At 73.7% G+C, this 16191-nt stretch carries 16 protein-coding genes; 5 read left to right on the forward strand and 11 right to left on the reverse strand.

All coding sequences use genetic code 11. The features are described 5' to 3' along the window. The 11 genes from VIG76_RS04840 to VIG76_RS04890 form a co-directional block, all read right to left on the reverse strand. The gene (locus VIG76_RS04840) at positions 1–780 is read right to left on the reverse strand and encodes a CoA transferase subunit A (protein WP_331951629.1); all 780 of its coding nucleotides are present in this window, start codon (positions 778–780) and stop codon (positions 1–3) included. After that, positions 780–1934, reverse strand: coding sequence for a bifunctional 3-oxoadipate enol-lactonase/4-carboxymuconolactone decarboxylase PcaDC (gene pcaDC, locus VIG76_RS04845; protein WP_331951631.1), 1155 nt, complete (start codon positions 1932–1934; stop codon positions 780–782). The genes VIG76_RS04840 and pcaDC overlap by 1 nt, the downstream gene beginning before the upstream one ends. Then, positions 1931–3271: a lyase family protein gene (locus VIG76_RS04850; protein ID WP_331951633.1), complete on the reverse strand. Its 1341-nt coding sequence runs from the start codon at positions 3269–3271 to the stop codon at positions 1931–1933. The genes pcaDC and VIG76_RS04850 overlap by 4 nt, the downstream gene beginning before the upstream one ends. Then, a complete protein-coding gene (gene pcaG, locus VIG76_RS04855; RefSeq protein ID WP_331951635.1) occupies positions 3268–3948 on the reverse strand; it encodes a protocatechuate 3,4-dioxygenase subunit alpha in 681 nt (226 codons plus the stop codon). The genes VIG76_RS04850 and pcaG overlap by 4 nt, the downstream gene beginning before the upstream one ends. Then, positions 3935–4723 carry a protocatechuate 3,4-dioxygenase subunit beta gene (gene pcaH / locus VIG76_RS04860; protein ID WP_331951637.1) on the reverse strand — a complete coding sequence of 263 codons (789 nt, stop codon included), beginning with the start codon at positions 4721–4723 and terminating at the stop codon, positions 3935–3937. Before pcaH ends, pcaG begins: the two co-directional genes overlap by 14 nt. Next, positions 4720–5904 carry a 4-hydroxybenzoate 3-monooxygenase gene (locus VIG76_RS04865; protein ID WP_331951639.1) on the reverse strand — a complete coding sequence of 395 codons (1185 nt, stop codon included), beginning with the start codon at positions 5902–5904 and terminating at the stop codon, positions 4720–4722. The genes pcaH and VIG76_RS04865 overlap by 4 nt, the downstream gene beginning before the upstream one ends. A gap of 308 nt (positions 5905–6212) precedes the next feature. After that, positions 6213–8294 carry an acyl-CoA dehydrogenase family protein gene (locus VIG76_RS04870; RefSeq protein WP_331951641.1) on the reverse strand — a complete coding sequence of 694 codons (2082 nt, stop codon included), beginning with the start codon at positions 8292–8294 and terminating at the stop codon, positions 6213–6215. 157 nt (positions 8295–8451) lie between these two features. Further along, a complete protein-coding gene (locus VIG76_RS04875) occupies positions 8452–9612 on the reverse strand; it encodes an MFS transporter (RefSeq protein WP_331951643.1) in 1161 nt (386 codons plus the stop codon). Positions 9613–9937: 325 nt separating this feature from the next. Beyond that, positions 9938–10714 (reverse strand): SDR family NAD(P)-dependent oxidoreductase, encoded by a 777-nt coding sequence (locus VIG76_RS04880; RefSeq protein WP_331951645.1) that lies wholly within the window; start codon positions 10712–10714, stop codon positions 9938–9940. Positions 10715–10722: 8 nt separating this feature from the next. Further along, positions 10723–10893 carry a hypothetical protein gene (locus VIG76_RS04885; protein WP_331951647.1) on the reverse strand — a complete coding sequence of 57 codons (171 nt, stop codon included), beginning with the start codon at positions 10891–10893 and terminating at the stop codon, positions 10723–10725. Further along, a complete protein-coding gene (locus VIG76_RS04890; RefSeq protein WP_331951649.1) occupies positions 10890–12128 on the reverse strand; it encodes an MFS transporter in 1239 nt (412 codons plus the stop codon). The genes VIG76_RS04885 and VIG76_RS04890 overlap by 4 nt, the downstream gene beginning before the upstream one ends. Before the next feature lie 228 nt (positions 12129–12356). On the opposite strand from VIG76_RS04890, the gene VIG76_RS04895 reads away from it, so the two are divergent. The 5 genes from VIG76_RS04895 to VIG76_RS04915 form a co-directional block, all read left to right on the forward strand. Beyond that, positions 12357–13175: an SDR family NAD(P)-dependent oxidoreductase gene (locus tag VIG76_RS04895; RefSeq protein ID WP_331951651.1), complete on the forward strand. Its 819-nt coding sequence runs from the start codon at positions 12357–12359 to the stop codon at positions 13173–13175. Further along, positions 13175–14089: a LysR family transcriptional regulator gene (locus tag VIG76_RS04900; RefSeq protein WP_331951653.1), complete on the forward strand. Its 915-nt coding sequence runs from the start codon at positions 13175–13177 to the stop codon at positions 14087–14089. The genes VIG76_RS04895 and VIG76_RS04900 overlap by 1 nt, the downstream gene beginning before the upstream one ends. Positions 14090–14167: 78 nt before the next feature. After that, positions 14168–15382 (forward strand): FAD-dependent oxidoreductase, encoded by a 1215-nt coding sequence (locus tag VIG76_RS04905; protein WP_331951655.1) that lies wholly within the window; start codon positions 14168–14170, stop codon positions 15380–15382. A 23-nt stretch (positions 15383–15405) separates the two neighbouring features. Further along, positions 15406–16005 carry a TetR/AcrR family transcriptional regulator gene (locus tag VIG76_RS04910; RefSeq protein ID WP_331951657.1) on the forward strand — a complete coding sequence of 200 codons (600 nt, stop codon included), beginning with the start codon at positions 15406–15408 and terminating at the stop codon, positions 16003–16005. Between the two features lie 29 nt (positions 16006–16034). Beyond that, positions 16035–16191: DUF4326 domain-containing protein (locus tag VIG76_RS04915; RefSeq protein WP_331951661.1), on the forward strand; the 157-nt coding region annotated here is incomplete at its 3' end.

The raw sequence follows: 16191 nt of genomic DNA on the forward strand, positions 1-16191 counted from the left end.
TCAGTCCTCGTTCCGCGTGCGCACGGTGCGCTTCTCGATCGGCAGGTCGTTCGCCTGCTCCGGCGTCAGCTGCACGATCCGGTCGACGTAGATGCCGGGCAGGTGGACGGCGTCCGGGTCGATCGCGCCTGGCTCGACGACCTCGTCGACCTCGGCGATCGTGATCCGCCCGGCCATCCCGGCCAGCGGGTTGAAGTTGCGCGCCGACTCCTCGAACACGAGGTTGCCGTGCCGGTCGGCCTTCGCGGCGCGGACGAGGGCGAAGTCGGTGCGGATCGCGGTCTCGAGCACGTACTCCGTCTCGCGGCCGAGCACGTCGAAGCGTGCGGTCGGCTTCGGCGGCGACGCCACGGCGACGGAGCCGTCCGGCCCGTAGCGCCATGGCAGTCCGCCCTCGGACACCATCGTGCCGACGCCGCTCGCGGTGTAGAACGCAGGGATGCCGACGCCGCCGGCGCGCAGGCGCTCGGCCAGGGTGCCCTGTGGGGTGAGCTCCACCTCGAGCTCGCCGCCGAGGTACTGCCGGGCGAACTCCCTGTTCTCCCCGACGTAGGAGCCGATGACCCGGCGGATCCGCTTTTCGGCGAGCAGCAGGCCGAGGCCCCAGCCGTCGACGCCGCAGTTGTTCGACACGACCTCGAGGTCGGTCGTGGGCGTCTCGAGCAGCGCGCGGATGAGCTCGATCGGCACGCCGACGAGACCGAACCCGCCGACCGCGATCGACGCCCCGTTCGGGATGTCCGCGACCGCCTCCGCCGCGGATGCGACGACCTTGTCCATCAGTGCTCCTTCCCTTGCTCCGCCAGCACCCGGCGCAGGACGCCGAAGGCGGTGTTCGCCGCGGGCACGCCCGCGTAGATCGCCGTGGTCAGCAGGATCTCCGCGAGCTCGTCGGCCGAGAGCCCGTTCGTGACGAGGCCGGCCTTCAGATGCAGCTCGAGCTCGTGCCAGTGGTGGCCGGAGACGAGGCTGGAGATCACGACGGCGCTGCGCATCCGCCGCTCGAGCCCCGGGCGGGTCCAGATCGTGCCCCACGCCGTCTCGGTGATGAAGCGCTGGAAGTCGGCCGTCTCGGGCGTCAGGGCCGCGAGGGATGCGTCGACGTAGTCGCTGCCGAGGACGCTGCGCCGCATGGCGAGGCCGGCGTCGTATCGGCTCTGCGGCGCGAGCGCGCGGATCACGTCGGCGATGACCGTCGGGCGCTCGAGCTGGGCCTGGTGGCCGGTGTCCTCGAGCACGGTGCCGATCGCCCCCGGGATGGACGCCGCGAGGCGGCGGCCGTCCTCGCCGCGGACGACGGGGTCGCTGTCACCGACCACGACCGCGGTCGGCACGGCGATGCGGCCCGTGTCGGCGGTGCGGTCGAAGGCGCCCAGGGCCTCGCAGCAGCGGGCGTACGACTCGTCGTCGACGTCGAGCAGGTCGTTCAGGGCGCGCCCGACGACGTCCGGCTCCTTCGCGAGGAAGGACGGCGAGAACCAGCGCTGGGCCGTGGCGGTGACGATCGAGGCGGTGCCCTGCCGCCGGACCTGCACGGCGCGGTCGTGCCAGACCTCCGGCGTCGCGATCCGGGCGTCCGAGCAGACGATCGCGAGCGCGTCGAGGCGGCTCGCGGCCGGCCCGAGGGCGAGCTCGATGCCGATCGCGCCGCCCATGGAGGCGCCGGCGTAGCTGAACCGGCCGCCGCCCTGCGAGTCGACGAGCGCGAGTACGGCATCCGCGAGATCCGCGACGGTGAAGGGGGCGGATGCGGCGGGGGTCGCGCCGTGGCCGGGCAGGTCGAAGCGCAGCACGCGGAAGCGATCGGTGAGGTGCGCTGTCGCTGCGCGCCAGGTGTCCGCGGTGGTACCGAGCGAGGGGCCGAGCACGAGCAGCGGCGCGGCGGCGGTGTCGGCCGTCGTGACGTCGACGGTGCCGCGGAGGACGACGGTCATCGGCTGCTCCTCGCGGCGTCGAGCGCCGCATCGATGAGGGTGTCGGAGAGGCCGACCGGACCGCCGACGGCGGTGACGGCGCGGATGCGGTCCGCGGCGGCCGCCGCCCTGGGATCGGCCTCGACGGCCCGCAGCAGCGCAGGGAGGAGGTCCCCGGTGGCGAGGGCGTCGCGCACCAGCTCCGCGGCTCGGGCGCGCCCGACGACCGGGACCAGCGCCCACTGTGCGCGCTCGGCGTGCACGGCGCCGCCGGTGTCGGCGAGGTGCTCCCGCATCCGCTGCGCGTCGACGGTGAGGGCGACTGCGGTCGTCTGCGCGAGCGCCGTCGCCTCGAGGGCGAGGCGGAGCAGCTCGCGGAGCGGCTGCCACTCGCTGTGCCAGTCGCCGGGCGGCCGGTCGTCGAGGGCGAGCTGCGCGCCGAGGAGCGTCGACGCGAGGCCGGGGGCGCGTCGCGCAGCGGCGACGAGCAGCACGGCGGGCACCGGGTTGCGCTTCTGCGGCATGGCGGACGAGCCGCCCTCGCCCGCGGGCAGGTCGATCGAGAGCTCGCCGAGCTCCTCCCGGGAGCCCTGCGCCGTCTCGAGGCCGATGCGGCCGAGCGCGCCGAGCAGCACGGCGAGGGCGGCGCCGAGGCCGGCGATCGCGCTCCGCTCGACGTGCCAGACGGTCGGGCGGGTGGCGAGCCCGAGCCGGCGCGCGTAGGCCTCCCGGACGGCCACGGCCCGCTCGGGGCCGAGCAGGTCGGCGAGCACGGCGAGGGTGCCGACGGATCCGCCGAGCTGCGCGGGCAGCTCGAGCTCGTCGATCCCGGTGCGGGCGCGCAGCACCCCGTCGAGGAGTACGGCGAAGCGCAGCCCGGCGGTCGTCGGCGCGGCCTGCTGCGCGAGCGTGCGGGCGACGGCGGGCGTGTGCCGGTACGTGTCCGCGAGCTCGGCGAGACGGTCGATCACGAGCGCCAGGCCGTCGCGGATCCGCTGCCGCGCACGGTCCGCGACGAGCAGAAGGGCGGTGTCGAGCACGTCCTGGCTGGTGGCCCCGGTGTGCAGCACGTCCCGGAGCTCGGCGGGGGAGCGGCGGCGCAGCTCGGCGAGCAGCGGGATCACCGGGTTGCCGCTGCCGCGACTCGCCGCCGCGATCGCTGCGAGGTCGAGCGGACCGTCGGTCAGGCGATCGGCGGTGATGTCCTTCGCCGACTCCGGTGCCGCGCCTGCCTCGGCGAGCGCGGCGAGCAGCGCCGCCTCCACGTCGACCATCGCGGCGAGCACCGCCGCATCGCCGACGAGATCGGCGGCGTCGGTCGTGGCCGGATCGAGCAGGCCGGCGTCGAGCGCGGTCACGCGCCGGGGCCGGGGTAGTCCAGGAAGACGGTCTCGTCCTCGCCGCTGAGTCGCACGTCGAAACGGTAGCTGGCGGGGCCGTCCTGGCGGGCGAGGAGCGTGGCCGCTCGGTCGCCGGCGCGCTCGAGCAGCGCATCCGACGGCGCCTGATCGCCCTCGCCGACGAAGTAGGCGCGGGTGAAGAGGTGGTGCGCGAGCCCGCGCGCGAAGACGGCGACCAGCACCCAGCGGGGGCCGCCCTCGGTGGTCGACCCCGGCAGCAGGGTCGAGAACTCGTAGGCCCCGTCCTGCTCCGTGGGCACGCGGCCGAAGCCGGTGAACCGGCCGAGGGTCCGGCGCCGGCTGCCGGCGACGTGCGGCATCCGCCCGTCGGCGTCCGGCTGCCAGAGCTCGACGAGCGCGTCGGGCACGGGGTCGCCGACGGCGTCGAGCATGATGCCGTGCAGCCGCACGGCATCCGGATGCACCGCCGGCACGAGCTCGGCCCCGCCCGGGAACGGCAGGGCGTAGCCGAAGAACGGCCCGACCGTCTGGGACGGCGTCTGCACGAGGGCGGGCGCGCCGGTCAGCGGCTGCTCATCCGCCAGCGCCTCGACGACGGTGCGGTGCTCCTGGCCGTGCTCGGCGCCTTCAGCGGAGTCGGACTCCGGCCGTCCGGTGGGGTCAGTGGTCGGCATCCTCGTCCTCCCGCCACGTCGCGGTGCTGCCCGTGAGCACGATGTCCCACCGGTAGCCGAGCGCCCACTCGGGCACGGTCAGGTCGTGGTCGTACGTCGCGACGAGGCGGTCGCGGGCCGCCTGGTCGGGGATCGACTGGTAGATCGGGTCGAGCGCGAAGAGCGGGTCGCCCGGGAAGTACATCTGGGTCACGAGGCGCTGCGTGAACGCGGTGCCGAACAGCGAGAAGTGGATGTGGGCGGGCCGCCAGGCGTTGCGGTGGTTGCGCCACGGGTACGGGCCGGGCTGCACCGTGATGAAGCGGTACGAGCCGTCGGGGCCGGTGAGCGTGCGCCCGACGCCCGTGAAGTTGGGGTCGAGCGGGGCGGGGTGCTGGTCGCGCTTGTGCGCGTAGCGGCCCGACGCGTTCGCCTGCCACACCTCGACGAGCTGGCCGGCGACCGGGCGGCCGTCGCCGTCGAGCACGCGCCCCTCCACGATGATCCGGCTGCCGAGCGGCTCGCCGCTGTGCTGGATGGTGAGGTCGCTCTCGTAGGGGTCGACGTCCACGTGGCCGAACGCCGGCGCGGTCCGCTCGATCTCCTCGGGGTCGACCTTCAGCAGCTCGTGCGTCGGATGCCGCAGCACGCTCGAGCGGTACGGCGGGAAGTCGCGGAGCGCATGGTTCGCGCGGCGCCCCGCGTACTGCTCGTGCAGCCGCTCGATCTCGGCGCTCAGCGCCGACTGGGGCTCCTCACCCGGCGGGATGGAGACGGGACGCTGCTCGGCGCTCATGCGATGGCCAATCCGGTGTACTGCTCGGCGATGAACTGCTGGGCGTAGCGGGAGCCCTGCACGTAGCGCAGCTGGCCGACGCGGCTGAAGTACCGGAAGGCGCGCTCATCCGCGGGCACGGCGCTGCCGGGCGTGTGCAGGAGATCCGTCATGAACTGGGAGAAGGACTGCACCTTCCACTGCCGGGCCAGCGCCCGCTCGCTGTAGGCGCCGAGCGGCCCGTCGGATCCGCGGGCGTGCTCCGCGAGAGCGGCGCCGAGCAGGGCGACGTCGGCGATCGCGGCGTTCAGCCCCTTGGCCCCGGTCGGCGGCACGATGTGGCCCGCATCGCCGGCCAGGAACAGCCGCCCGTAGGCGAGCGTCGCGGCGACGGACGAGCGCATCGGCGTGATCGACTTCTCGGTGATCGGGCCCGGGGTGAGCGTCCAGCCGGGGGTCGCGAGGCGCTCCTGCAGGCCCTCCCAGATGCGCTCGTCGCTCCAGTCCGCGATGTCCTCGGTCGGATCGACCTGCAGGTAGAGGCGGGAGACGCTCGGGCTGCGCATCGAGTGCATCGCGAATCCGTCCGGGTGCAGCGCGTAGATGAGCTCGTCGGTGCTGGGGGCGACGTCCGCGAGGATGCCGAGCCACGCCGCGTCGTAGCCGCGCTCGGCCGGGGCGAGGACCTCGTCGGGGATCAGCGTGCGGCAGACGCCGTGATAGCCGTCCGCGCCGACGATCACGTCCGCGGCGACGTCGTGCTCCTCGCCGTCGGCGGTGAAGCGGAGGTGCGGATCGTCGCCGTCGACGCCGCTCGGCATCACGTCCGTCGCGCCGTAGTGGACGGCGCTGCCGAGCTCGTCGTGGTGGCGCATGAGGTCGAGCACGACCTGCTGCTGGCCGTAGACCGTGACGGTGCGGCCGACGAGCTCCTCGAAGTCGACGTGGAAGCGGTCGGCGCCGGCCTGCAGGTACACGCCGCCGTGCACGAGGCCCTCGCGGTGCAGGCGCTCGCCGAGCCCGTAGCGGTCGAGCACGTCGACGGATGCCTGCTCGAGCACGCCGGCGCGGATGCGGCTGAGCACGTGCTCGCGGGACCGGTGCTCGACGAGGACGAAGTCGACGCCCTCCGCCGCCAGGATGCAGCCCAGCAGGAGGCCCGCGGGTCCGGCCCCCACGATGGCCACCGACGTACGTTCCACTGGGCGCTCCTTCGCGTCGTGGCGTCCACGTTGGCAGGACCGCCTGCGATCCGCCCGTCCGCTTCCGCTCAGCGGAAGCCTCCGACGCGAGTCGTCACGCCCGAAGCGTGAGTTGCCACTTCTGGCCCCGGAACGCGGGCTCCGAGGGCCAGAAGTGGCAACCCACCGATTGTGGGTCGCGGTGCGCACGCATCGCGGGACGTGCCGATGGGTGGGTTGCCACTTTCAGCCCTTGAGCGAGCGCTTCGAGGGCCAGAAGTGGCAACTCACGCGGTGCGGACGACCCGCGCGACGGCGGATGGACCGGGTCAGGCGGTGCGGGTCGCCGCCCGCGCCTCGTCCTGCCGCTGCTGCTCGGCACCGGTCGCGATGGCCGCACGGAGGTGGCCCTGCTCGTAGCCGAAGCCCGCCACGAGGGCGACCGCCTGGGGCCGCAGCGCCGCGAGGAGCGCGTCGAGCGTCGCGGGCACGGCCCGGGCGCGCTGCCGGCCGATGCGGCCGCGCACGAGGAACCAGTCGAGGTCCTGCTCGATCGCGTCCAGGGCGAAGACGTCCCGCAGCTGCGTGAGCGCGCGGCGCATCGCACCCGCCGGGAGCCCCTCGACGGCGCGGTCGAAGGCCTGCCACTGGCGGAGGCGGGCGTAGGCGCGGGCCGTCTCGATCAGCTCGTGCTGGTTGCGCCCGAGCAGGTCGGCGGCGGCCTCGGGGGTCGCCTTGCCGGCGGGCCGCAGGCGCGCGGCCAGCTCCGCGACGGTGACGTCCACGCGATCCGTCAGCAGCTGCTCCTGCACCGCGCGGTCGCGCAGCGCCCGGCTCGCCTTCGCGCTCGAGCCCGAGTCCGCCACGCGCTGCGCGAGGGCGGTGACGCCGGCCGCACCCGCGACCTTGCCGGCGATCTGCTTGCCGACGATCGACGCGACCGCGGCGGGCGGAGCGCCCTTGAACTGCCGGCCGTAGTCCGTGAGCAGGCGCTTGCCCACGAGCTGCAGCAGCACGGTGTTGTCGCCCTCGAACGTCGTGTAGACGTCGAGGTCCGAGTGCAGGCGCCCGAAGCGGTTCTCCGCGAGGAAGCCGGCGCCGCCGGTCGCCTCCCGGCACTCCTGGATGAGGTCGAGGCCGAAGCGGGTCACGTCCGCCTTCATCGCAGCGGCGAACGTCTCGAGGTCCTGGCGGGCCGCATCGGTGTCGTGCTCGCCGGTGAAGACGCGGTGGAAGTCGTGCAGCAGCTCGTTCAGCGCGAAGGACGCCGCGTAGCTGTGCGCGATGCCGGGCATCAGGCGCCGCTGGTGCTCGGGGTAGTCGAGCAGCACCGTCTCCTCCTGGCTCGCACCCGGGAACTGGCGGCGCTGGTCGGCGTAGGGGACCGCGATCTGCAGGGCGACCTGCGCGCCCGTGTTCGTGGCGAGCGCGAGGGAGACGCGCCCCTGCACCAGGGTGCCGAGCATCGTGAAGAAGCGGCGGCCGGGGCTCGCGATGGGGGAGGAGTAGGTGCCGTCCGGCGCGACGTCGCCGTAGCGGTTCAGCAGGTTCGTCCGCGGGATCCGCACCTCGGTGAAGTGCAGGCGCCCGTTGTCGACGCCGTTCAGGCCGCCCTTGGGGCCGTCGTCCTCGCCGCCGACGCCGGGCAGGAACTCCCCGGCCTCGTCGCGGATCGGGACGTAGAACGCGTGCACGCCGTGCCGCTCGCCGAGGGTCTCGAGCTGGGCGAACACCACCGCTGCGTGCGCGTCGACGGCCGCGTTGCCGATGTAGTCCTTCCACGCCGCGCGGAAGGGCGTGTGGATCACGAACTCCTCGGTCGCCGGATCGTAGGTGGCCGAAGTCGCGATCGAGGCGACGTCCGAGCCGTGCCCGGTCTCGGTCATCGCGAAGCCGCCGAGCACCCGCAGCTCGATCGCGTCGTCGAGGAAGCGCTCGTGGTGCGGATGGGTGCCGAGGTGCAGGATCGCGGCGGTGAAGAGGCCCCACTGCACGCCGGCCTTGATCTGCAGCGACGGATCGGCGGTGACGATCTCGGAGAACGCGGCGAGGTTGCCGCCCGCGTCGCCGGTCCCGCCGAACTCGGGCGGGAAGGGCAGGCGCGGGGCGCCGGTCTCGAGCAGGGCGTGCAGGGTGCGCGTGACCCGGGCGCGCTGGTCGGCCACGCGCTCGTCGTCCTGGAGGTGGAAGACCGGGTCGAGCATCCGGCTCCGGGCCGCCAGGCGGACGTCGCGCCACTCGCCGAGCAGCAGGTCGCGGAGGGCGCCGGGGTCGAGCGCGGGCGCCGCGGTGACCGGCGCTGCGGGCACCCGGACGGGTGCGGCTGGAGCGGCTGCCGGCGGCGTCGTGATGGTGTCCCGCTCGATGCGCTGCTCGCGCGTCTCGACCGTCGTCGTCCCCTGCTTCGCCACGGGCGGGCCTCCTTCTGTCGCTGATCGCCTTCGGGACGGTAGATCACCGACAGTCGATCCGCCGATTCGGTGTGAGGGTTCCACGATCCGTCACCCCGACGTGCTCGCGTCGGATTGCAGGACCCCCACAAACCGGAGTCGCTCCGCCCGGGAGCGCTCAGACGCGGGCGGCGACGCGGTGCCCGCGCTGCACGAGCGCGAGCCCGGCCGCGGCGAGGACGAGCAGCACCGGCACGAGAAGGAAGGCGGCGCTGAGCGACGTCGCATCCGCGAGGGCGCCGATGGTCAGCGGCGCGAGCAGCACGGCGATCGACGAGGCGACCACCGCCCGGCCGCTCGCGGCGCCCGCCCGGCCCGGCGCGAGCGCCACCGCGATCGAGAGCCCGAGCGGGAACAGGTTGCCGATGCCCGCGCCGATCACCGCGAGCCCCGCGAAGGCCTGCCCCGGCGTCGTCGCCGGCCAGAGGAGCAGGAAGCCGGCCGCCGTCAGCGCGAGCGCGAGGCCGAGCAGCCGGCTCGCCTCGAACCGCCGCGCGAGCCGGCTGCCGACGGCGCGGCCGACGAGCACGCCGCCGAAGTACCCGCCCATGAGCCCGACCGCGGCGGCCGGCGCGAGCCGGGCCGCGCCACCGACGAAGGTGGCACCCCAGCCGGTCACGCACCACTCGATGGCGGTGGTGCAGATGATCATGGCCGCGGCGATCCAGAAGGTGCCTGGCAACCGGGCGGATCCGTCCGGCACCGGCGGCGCGGCCGTGATCGGCAGGCGGCGGTTCGCCAGCCAGGCGAGCAGCGGCACGAGCAGCGAGGCGAGCAGCGCGATGCGCCAGCCGAGCCCGATCGCGGCCGTGAACGAGAGCACCCCGATCAGGACGACGTAGGCGGCGCTCGCCGCGAGGTTCGCCTCGGTGAAGGCGATCGTGCGCAGCTCGCCGTGGTGGTCCGCGAGCACGGCCTGCACGGTCACGAGCAGCGTGCCGCCACCGAGGCCGAGCAGCAGCACCGAGCCGACGGTGACCGCGACCACGCCGCCCGCGGTGAGGCCGATCGCGCCGATGCCCATGACCGCTGCGGCCGACCAGAGCATGGTCCGTCGCCCGAGCAGGCGCTCGACGCGTGGCCCGAGCACGCCGGCGATGAGGCTGCCCGCGGCGAAGGCGGCCACGTGCAGTCCGCCCACCGAGTAGGTGAGGTGCAGCTCGTTGCGGAGATAGGGCAGCACGAGTCCGGGCGCGGCCTGCAGGTAGGCGAACCAGGCGAGCAGCAGGTAGCAGAGGCGGGTGACCCGGTCGCGGACGAATCGCGTGGGCTCCGGCACCCGCCCACGCTAGGACGTGCTGCTGACGATCGGACCTCGTCGGCGCGGAACGCGCGGAGCTGCAGCGCGAGCGCGCGGGAGTAGCCGACGAGCGTGGTCAACTCGAACACGGCGCGTGCCCTGGCGGTCGCGCCGGCGCCGGCCCAGGCATCCGCCTGCTCGACCTCGACCTCGACCTCGACCTCGACCTCGGAACCGGGATGACTGCGCGAACGACGGAGTTCCTGCGCGGATCCGCCTTCGATCCGCATGACTCCGTCGCCGCGAGCCGCTTTCTCCGTCGATCGCGCAGATGACTGCCCGGTCGATCGCGCTGCGAGCACGGTCAGTCGCTGATCAGCGTCCCGCCGTCGATCACGATGTTCTGCCCCGTCACGAAGGCGCCGGCGGGGGAGGCGAGCCAGAGGACGGCCCCGGCGACCTCGTCGGCGGTGCCGAACCGGCCGAGCGGGGTCTTCGCGAGGCGCGCGGCGGCGATACCGGGCTCCTCGGTGATCGGCAGGGCGAAGTCGGTCGCGATCACCCCGGGGGAGATCGCGTTGACGCGGACGTGCGCCCCGCCCCACTGCACCGCCAGGTTGCGCACGAGCTGCGCGTTCGCGGCCTTCGTCACGCCGTAGCCGCCGAGCAGCCGGTTGCCGCGCGGGCCCGCGATGCTCGACAGGACGACGAACGCACCCCAGCCGTGCTCGGCCATCGCCGGGATCGTCGCGTTCGCGAGCCGCAGCACCCCGCGCACGTGCAGGTCGAACATCGCGTCGAGCTGCGCGTCGGTCGTCACGGTGTGCGGGCCGGTGTCCAGGGCGACGCCCGCGCTGCAGACGACGGTGTCGATCCGTCCCTCGGTGGCCAGCACGGCGCCGGCCAGGTCGGTGATCGCCGCCTCGTCGGTGGCGTCGAGCACCGCCCCCTTCACCGGGAGCCCGGTCGACGCCAGCCGCTCCGCGACGCCCGCCGGATCCTGCGTGGCGATTCCGGTGAGCACCGTGCGGGCGCCGGCGCCGGCGAGCAGCGCCGCCGTGGCGAGCCCGATGCCGCTGGTCGCTCCGGTGACGAGCGCGACCGTGCCGGACAGCGAGAAGAGCTCGCCGGGAGTCGTCACGGCCGTCACTACAGCGGCGACGCGGGCGCCGCCTCGAGGATGCGCGTCGCCACCTCGACGATGTCGGACATCGCGAAACCCGCCATGTCGGCCCGGAACGCGTCGCTCGCGAGGAACTCGCGGGAGACCGCATCCGGGCTCGTCAACGTGTCCGTGCGCAGGTCGAAGGTCCTGCTCACGCCGCGACCGCGGCGCGCCGGCGGAAGCCGATGAACGAACCCACGCCGAGCAGCAGCGCGAGCACGGCCATGATCGCGATCGCCGCCGGGAGCGTCCCGGTCGCGCCGGTCAGCGCGAGCACGAGCAGCGGGCAGAGGAACTCGCCGAGGAAGACCGCCGAGGTGAAGACGCCCGTCCCACGGCCGCGCTGGTCGTAGGTGAGCCGGGAGATCGCCCAGGTGATGAGGGTCGGCAGCAGGATCCCGGTGCCGAGGCTCACGATGACGGCGCCGAGCACGAGCATCGGCAGGCTCGGCGAGAGCGCCGCGATCAGCAGGCCGACGCCGGCGAGGCCGAGCGCGACCGGGAGCAGCACCCCGGCGCCGTAGCGGGCGATCCAGCGGAAGGAGAACGCCCCGATCGCGGTGGCGAGGGAGGCGAGCGCCGCGATGCCGCCGATCGCGGCCGTCGAGGTGACGCCGTGACCGGTGATCAGGTAGGGCAGCTCGACGATCGGCGTGTAGAAGATCATCCCGCCCGCGATGCTCACGAGGCCGGGGACGAGGACGAGGCCCCAGTTCAGCGGCGGCAGCTTCTCGGCCGCGCGCTCGCTGCCGTCGCCCGTCTGGCGGGTCGGCCAGATGGCGACCGCCATGAGCACCGCGAGCACGATGCTGACGAGGTAGAGCCAGAACGGGGTGCGCCAGCCGAGGGCGCCGAGGCCGCCGCCGATGCCGAAGAACGCGGTGGCCGCGAGCGCGGTGACCGTGGCCTGCAGGCCGAACCACTTGTCCCGCCGGCGTCCGACGAAGTAGTCGGCGAGCAGCGTGGTGCAGGCGGTCATGATGAAGGCCTCGACGATCCCGACGCCGACGCGGGTGGCGAGGATGCCGCCGAGCGGCCCCACCCAGACCGGCGCCGTGCCGAGCAGGGCGTAGAGCAGCAGCGCGACGATCAGCACCCGCTTGCGGCCGAGCTTGTCGATGATCGCACCCGCGAACGGCGACAGGATCGCGATGAACAGCGCGGGGACGGTGAGGACGAGCGGCACGAGGGCCGCGGATCCGGGCGTCGAGGCGAAGTCCTTCGTCATCGAGGGCAGCAGCGGGGACAGCAGCACCGCGCCGAGGACCGGCAGGCAGCTGCCGGCGAGCAGCAGCGAGCCCTGCCATGCCGTGGCGGGCTTGCCGGTGTGGGGGTTGACGACGGCGTCGTGCTCCACCGTCGGGGTCTGGGCGAGGACGTCGTTCGACATCGAACTCCTTCGTCTGATGCGGGACGGGCGAGGCCCGTGTGCGAGGAATGCTGGCACCGCGTCCAGGCGCCAGGAAGTGCCGATCGGTGATCCGCCCATCAGCGCCATGGATGGGCGCTGGGTGACGGTTCTTCCCCGTCGATCCGCGGATCGCGGGTCTCGATATCGGTCGTTTTCCAGCAGATCGGCGTCGGCGGCATCCGTCCGCGTTATGCTGCGGAGCACTCGATGACGAGGAGGCCGGATGCGCAGACGCAGGTGCGGCGCGCCTCCGGCGGACCTGCCATGAGCGGCCGCCTGCAGGACCGCGTCGTCGTCGTCACCGGTGCCGCCCGGGGCATGGGGCGAGCGGATGTGCTGGCTGCGGCCGCCGAGGGCGCGATCGTCTGGGCCACCGACGTCCTCGCCGAGGAGCTCGGCTCCCTCGCCGCGGAGCGCATCCGGACCTTCCGCCTCGACGTCACCGACCCCGAGGACTGGTCGTCCCTCGCCGCCGCGATCCGGGAGCGTGACGGACACCTCGACGGGCTGGTCAACAACGCGGGGATCGCCTCCCGGCAGCGGCTGCCGCACGTCGAGCTCGACGCCTGGAACCGCGCGCTCGCCGTCAACACGACCGGGCCGATGCTCGGGATGCAGGCGCTCCGACCCCTGATGGGGTCGGGCGCCTCCATCGTCAACGTCGTCTCGATCGCCGGCCTGTCCGGCCATGTCGCGGCGCCGTACACCGCCAGCAAATGGGCGCTCCGTGGCCTCTCCCGGGTCGCCGCGCTCGAGTTCGGGGAGGCCGGCATCCGGGTGAACGTGATCTTCCCGGGGCTCATCGAGACCCCGCTCATGGTCGACGCATCGCCGGCCTTCCGCGCCGCCGCAATCGCGGACACCCCGCTCGGCCGCACCGGCACCCCCGAGGACGTGGCGGCGCTCGTGGTCCACCTGCTGTCCGACGAGTCCCGCTTCACCACGGGCGCGGAGATCGCCGTGGACGGCGGCCTCACCGCCCACGTCTCGCACAAGGGCATCGCCGATGCCATCCGGGAGCACTGATGGCCCGCACGCCGATGGCCCGCCTCGAGCTGAACCTGCTCGTCGCACTCGACGCGCTGCTCACCGAGCGCAGCGTGACGCGCGCTGCGGAGAAGCTGCAGCTCAGCCAGCCGGCGCTCAGCGCCTCGCTCGCCCGGCTTCGCGTGCACTTCAGCGACCCGCTGCTCATCCGCGACGGCAACACCTACCGGCTCACGCCGCTCGCCGCCCGCCTCGGCGAGCAGACCGCGATCGCCCTCGATGCGGCCCGCAAGGTCTTCGCCAACGAGGCCACCTTCGACGCCTCCACGTCGAACCGCGAGTTCACGGTCTACGGATCCGACTACGCCTTCGCGACCGTCGGCGCCGCGGTCGCGAACGGGGTCCGCCGCGACGCCCCCGGCATCCGCTTCCGGTTCGTGCAGCACTCGCCGGCGATCGTCGAGGACCCCATGAACTCGCTGCGGACCGTGGACGGCATGCTGCTGCCGCACGGCTTCACGACCGACCTGCCGTGCCTCGACGTCTACGAGGACGAGTGGGTCTGCCTCGTCGCCGCCGACAACCCGCTCGTCGGCGACGAGCTCACCATGGATCACCTCCGCGACCTGCCGTGGGTCTTCACCTACCAGAGCCGGAGCGCCTTCACCCCGGCGGGGCGGCAGCTGCAGATGATCGGGGTCGAGCCGCGCATCGACGTCGTTGTCGAGGGCTTCCTCGCGCTGCCCTTCTTCCTCATGGGCACCGAGCGGATCGGGATGGTGCAGCGCAAGGTCGCCGAACGCTTCGTCGCCGGCAACGAGATGCGGATGCTGAAGCCGCCGTTCGACGTCGTGCGGCTGGCCGGCGCCCTCTGGTGGCATCCGATGCACACCGAGGACCCCGCGCACGTGTGGATGCGGCAGCAGTTCCTGCACTTCGGCCGCGCCTCGTGACGCCGGAACTGTAAGGGCTTTACAGAACCGCCGTTCCGTCGGTACCGTCCTCGCACTCGACTCGATGAGGAGCAGGACATGGCGACGATGCCTGACGATCCGATCGTGGTGCTCGGCGGTGGCCCCGCCGGCATGGCCGCCGCGCTCGCGCTGCACACCGTGGGCCAGCCGGTCGTGATCCTGGAGCGCTACCGGGAGGCGCGGCCGGCGGGCAACATCCTGAACCTGTGGCCGCCGCCCCTGAAGGCGCTGCGGGAGATCGGCGTCGACACCACGGACATCGGGGCGCCGAACCACACGACCTTCCAGAACGCCCACGGCCATGTCCGCGCCGACGTGCAGATCCCGCAGCACGTGCTCGACGAGTACGGCGGCGGCTTCATCGGGCTGCTGCGCCCCGACCTGTACCGCCGGATGCTCGCCGCGCTGCCGGAGGGCATGCTGCGGACCGGCCAGGAGGTGCTCGGGATCGAGGACCGCGGCGCGGACGTGCTGCTGACCCTGCGCTCGGGGGAGACGGTGCGGACGCCGCTGCTGATCGGAGCCGACGGCATCGACTCGATCGTCCGCACCCACCTCTGGGGCCCCTCGCCGAAGCGCGACCACAGGCTGCACATCATCGGCGGCTACACGTTCGCCACCGTGCCGGAAGCGACGTGGGGCGAGCTGCCGCTCATCCACACGAGGACGGTCCAGGGCACCTACTCGTCGATCCGGAGCGAGGGCCGGAACGGGTACCAGTGGTGGGTGCTCGAGGCCTGGGATCCCGCGACGCCGCCCCCCGAGGACCTGCTCGGGCACGCCCGCGGGCTCGCGGCCGCATTCCCGGGGGCGCTTCCCGCGCTCGTCGCCGCGACCGAGCCCGAGCACGTGCAACGCTGGCCGATCCGCGACCGCGTGCCCCTGAAGCGGTGGTCGAATGGCCGCATCACGCTCGCCGGGGACGCCGCCCACGCCACGTCGCCCTACGCCGCCTACGGCGCCGGCATGTCGATCAGCGACGGCTACTTCCTCGCCCAGCGCCTTGCCGGGGTCGACCTCGCCGACACCGCCGCGGTCGTCGCCGCGCTCCGGGCCTACGAGACGCCGCGCATCCCGCACACGACCTCGCAGGTGCAGCAGGCGTACGTGCTCGGGCGGGTGTTCCACCACGCGCCGGCGCCGCTGCGGCCCATCCGGGACTACGTGCTCGACCACACGCCGTTCCTGCAGAAGCAGGTGGGTGAGCGAAGCCCAGGCGAGATCATCGACCAGCTCGCGGAGATGGGCCGGGACATCCGCACGCCGGCGTGAGGCCGGGCGGCAGGATGGAGGGCATGGCCGTCGTCCGGGAGCCGAAGCAGGCCCGGAGCCGTGAGGCGTGGGAGCGCGTGCTCGAGGTCGGACGGCAGCTCATCGAGGAGGGCGGCGTCCCGGCGCTGACGATTACCGAGGTGTGTCGGCGCAGCGGCATCAACGCGCCCTCCCTGTACGCCCGGGTGGACGGCCGCGCCGGCCTCTTCGCCGCGGTGTACGAGCGCGGCATGGCGGAGGTGCGCGCCACCGAGGAGCGGGTGCTCCTGCCGCTGCCCCGTCCGGACGCGACGACCGGCGAGCAGGCCGCCGAGGCCGCTGAGGCCGTCGCCGAGGTGTTCCTCGTGCACGGGCGGTTGCTGAGGTCGGTGATCACGCAGGCGGAGTCGGATCCGCAGCTGCTCGAGCGGGGTGCGGAGGAGTCTCGGCGGATGATGCGCCGGGCCGCCGACGCGATCCACGTCGATCCGACCGTCGCGCTCGAGATCGCGCAGACCCTCTACGCCGAGTGCGTGCTCCGCACGATGTACGGCGCCGGCTTCCTCACCGGCACCGCCGAGACCGAGCCGGCCTTCCGGGCGCGCCTCGCCCGGACCGCCGTCGCCCGCGCGCTCGCAGGCTGAGCCCGGCCCGCGGAGAAGGAGGCAGCACGATGCCGCAGCGCATCCGGCTCTCGCGCCGCAAGGGGTGGCGCAAGCCCGAGGGCGCCATCGTCGTCGCCCGGCCGACGCGCTGGGGCAACCCGTTCTCGGTCAGCCGGTTCGGGCGTCCCCTCGCCATCCGGCTGTTCGAGGACACCGTTCGAGGGG

This window comes from Amnibacterium sp. (genome assembly GCF_036559085.1).
Lineage (GTDB): Bacteria > Actinomycetota > Actinomycetes > Actinomycetales > Microbacteriaceae > Amnibacterium.

Coding starts and splice junctions, on each gene's coding strand:
- VIG76_RS04840 (WP_331951629.1), bottom strand. CDS start 780: ATGGACAAGGTCGTCGCATCCGCGGCGGAGGCGGTCGCGGACATCCCG.
- pcaDC (WP_331951631.1), bottom strand. CDS start 1,934: ATGACCGTCGTCCTCCGCGGCACCGTCGACGTCACGACGGCCGACACC.
- pcaG (WP_331951635.1), bottom strand. CDS start 3,948: ATGCCGACCACTGACCCCACCGGACGGCCGGAGTCCGACTCCGCTGAA.
- pcaH (WP_331951637.1), bottom strand. CDS start 4,723: ATGAGCGCCGAGCAGCGTCCCGTCTCCATCCCGCCGGGTGAGGAGCCC.
- VIG76_RS04890 (WP_331951649.1), bottom strand. CDS start 12,128: ATGTCGAACGACGTCCTCGCCCAGACCCCGACGGTGGAGCACGACGCC.
- VIG76_RS04895 (WP_331951651.1), top strand. CDS start 12,357: ATGACGAGGAGGCCGGATGCGCAGACGCAGGTGCGGCGCGCCTCCGGC.
- VIG76_RS04900 (WP_331951653.1), top strand. CDS start 13,175: ATGGCCCGCACGCCGATGGCCCGCCTCGAGCTGAACCTGCTCGTCGCA.
- VIG76_RS04905 (WP_331951655.1), top strand. CDS start 14,168: ATGGCGACGATGCCTGACGATCCGATCGTGGTGCTCGGCGGTGGCCCC.
- VIG76_RS04910 (WP_331951657.1), top strand. CDS start 15,406: ATGGCCGTCGTCCGGGAGCCGAAGCAGGCCCGGAGCCGTGAGGCGTGG.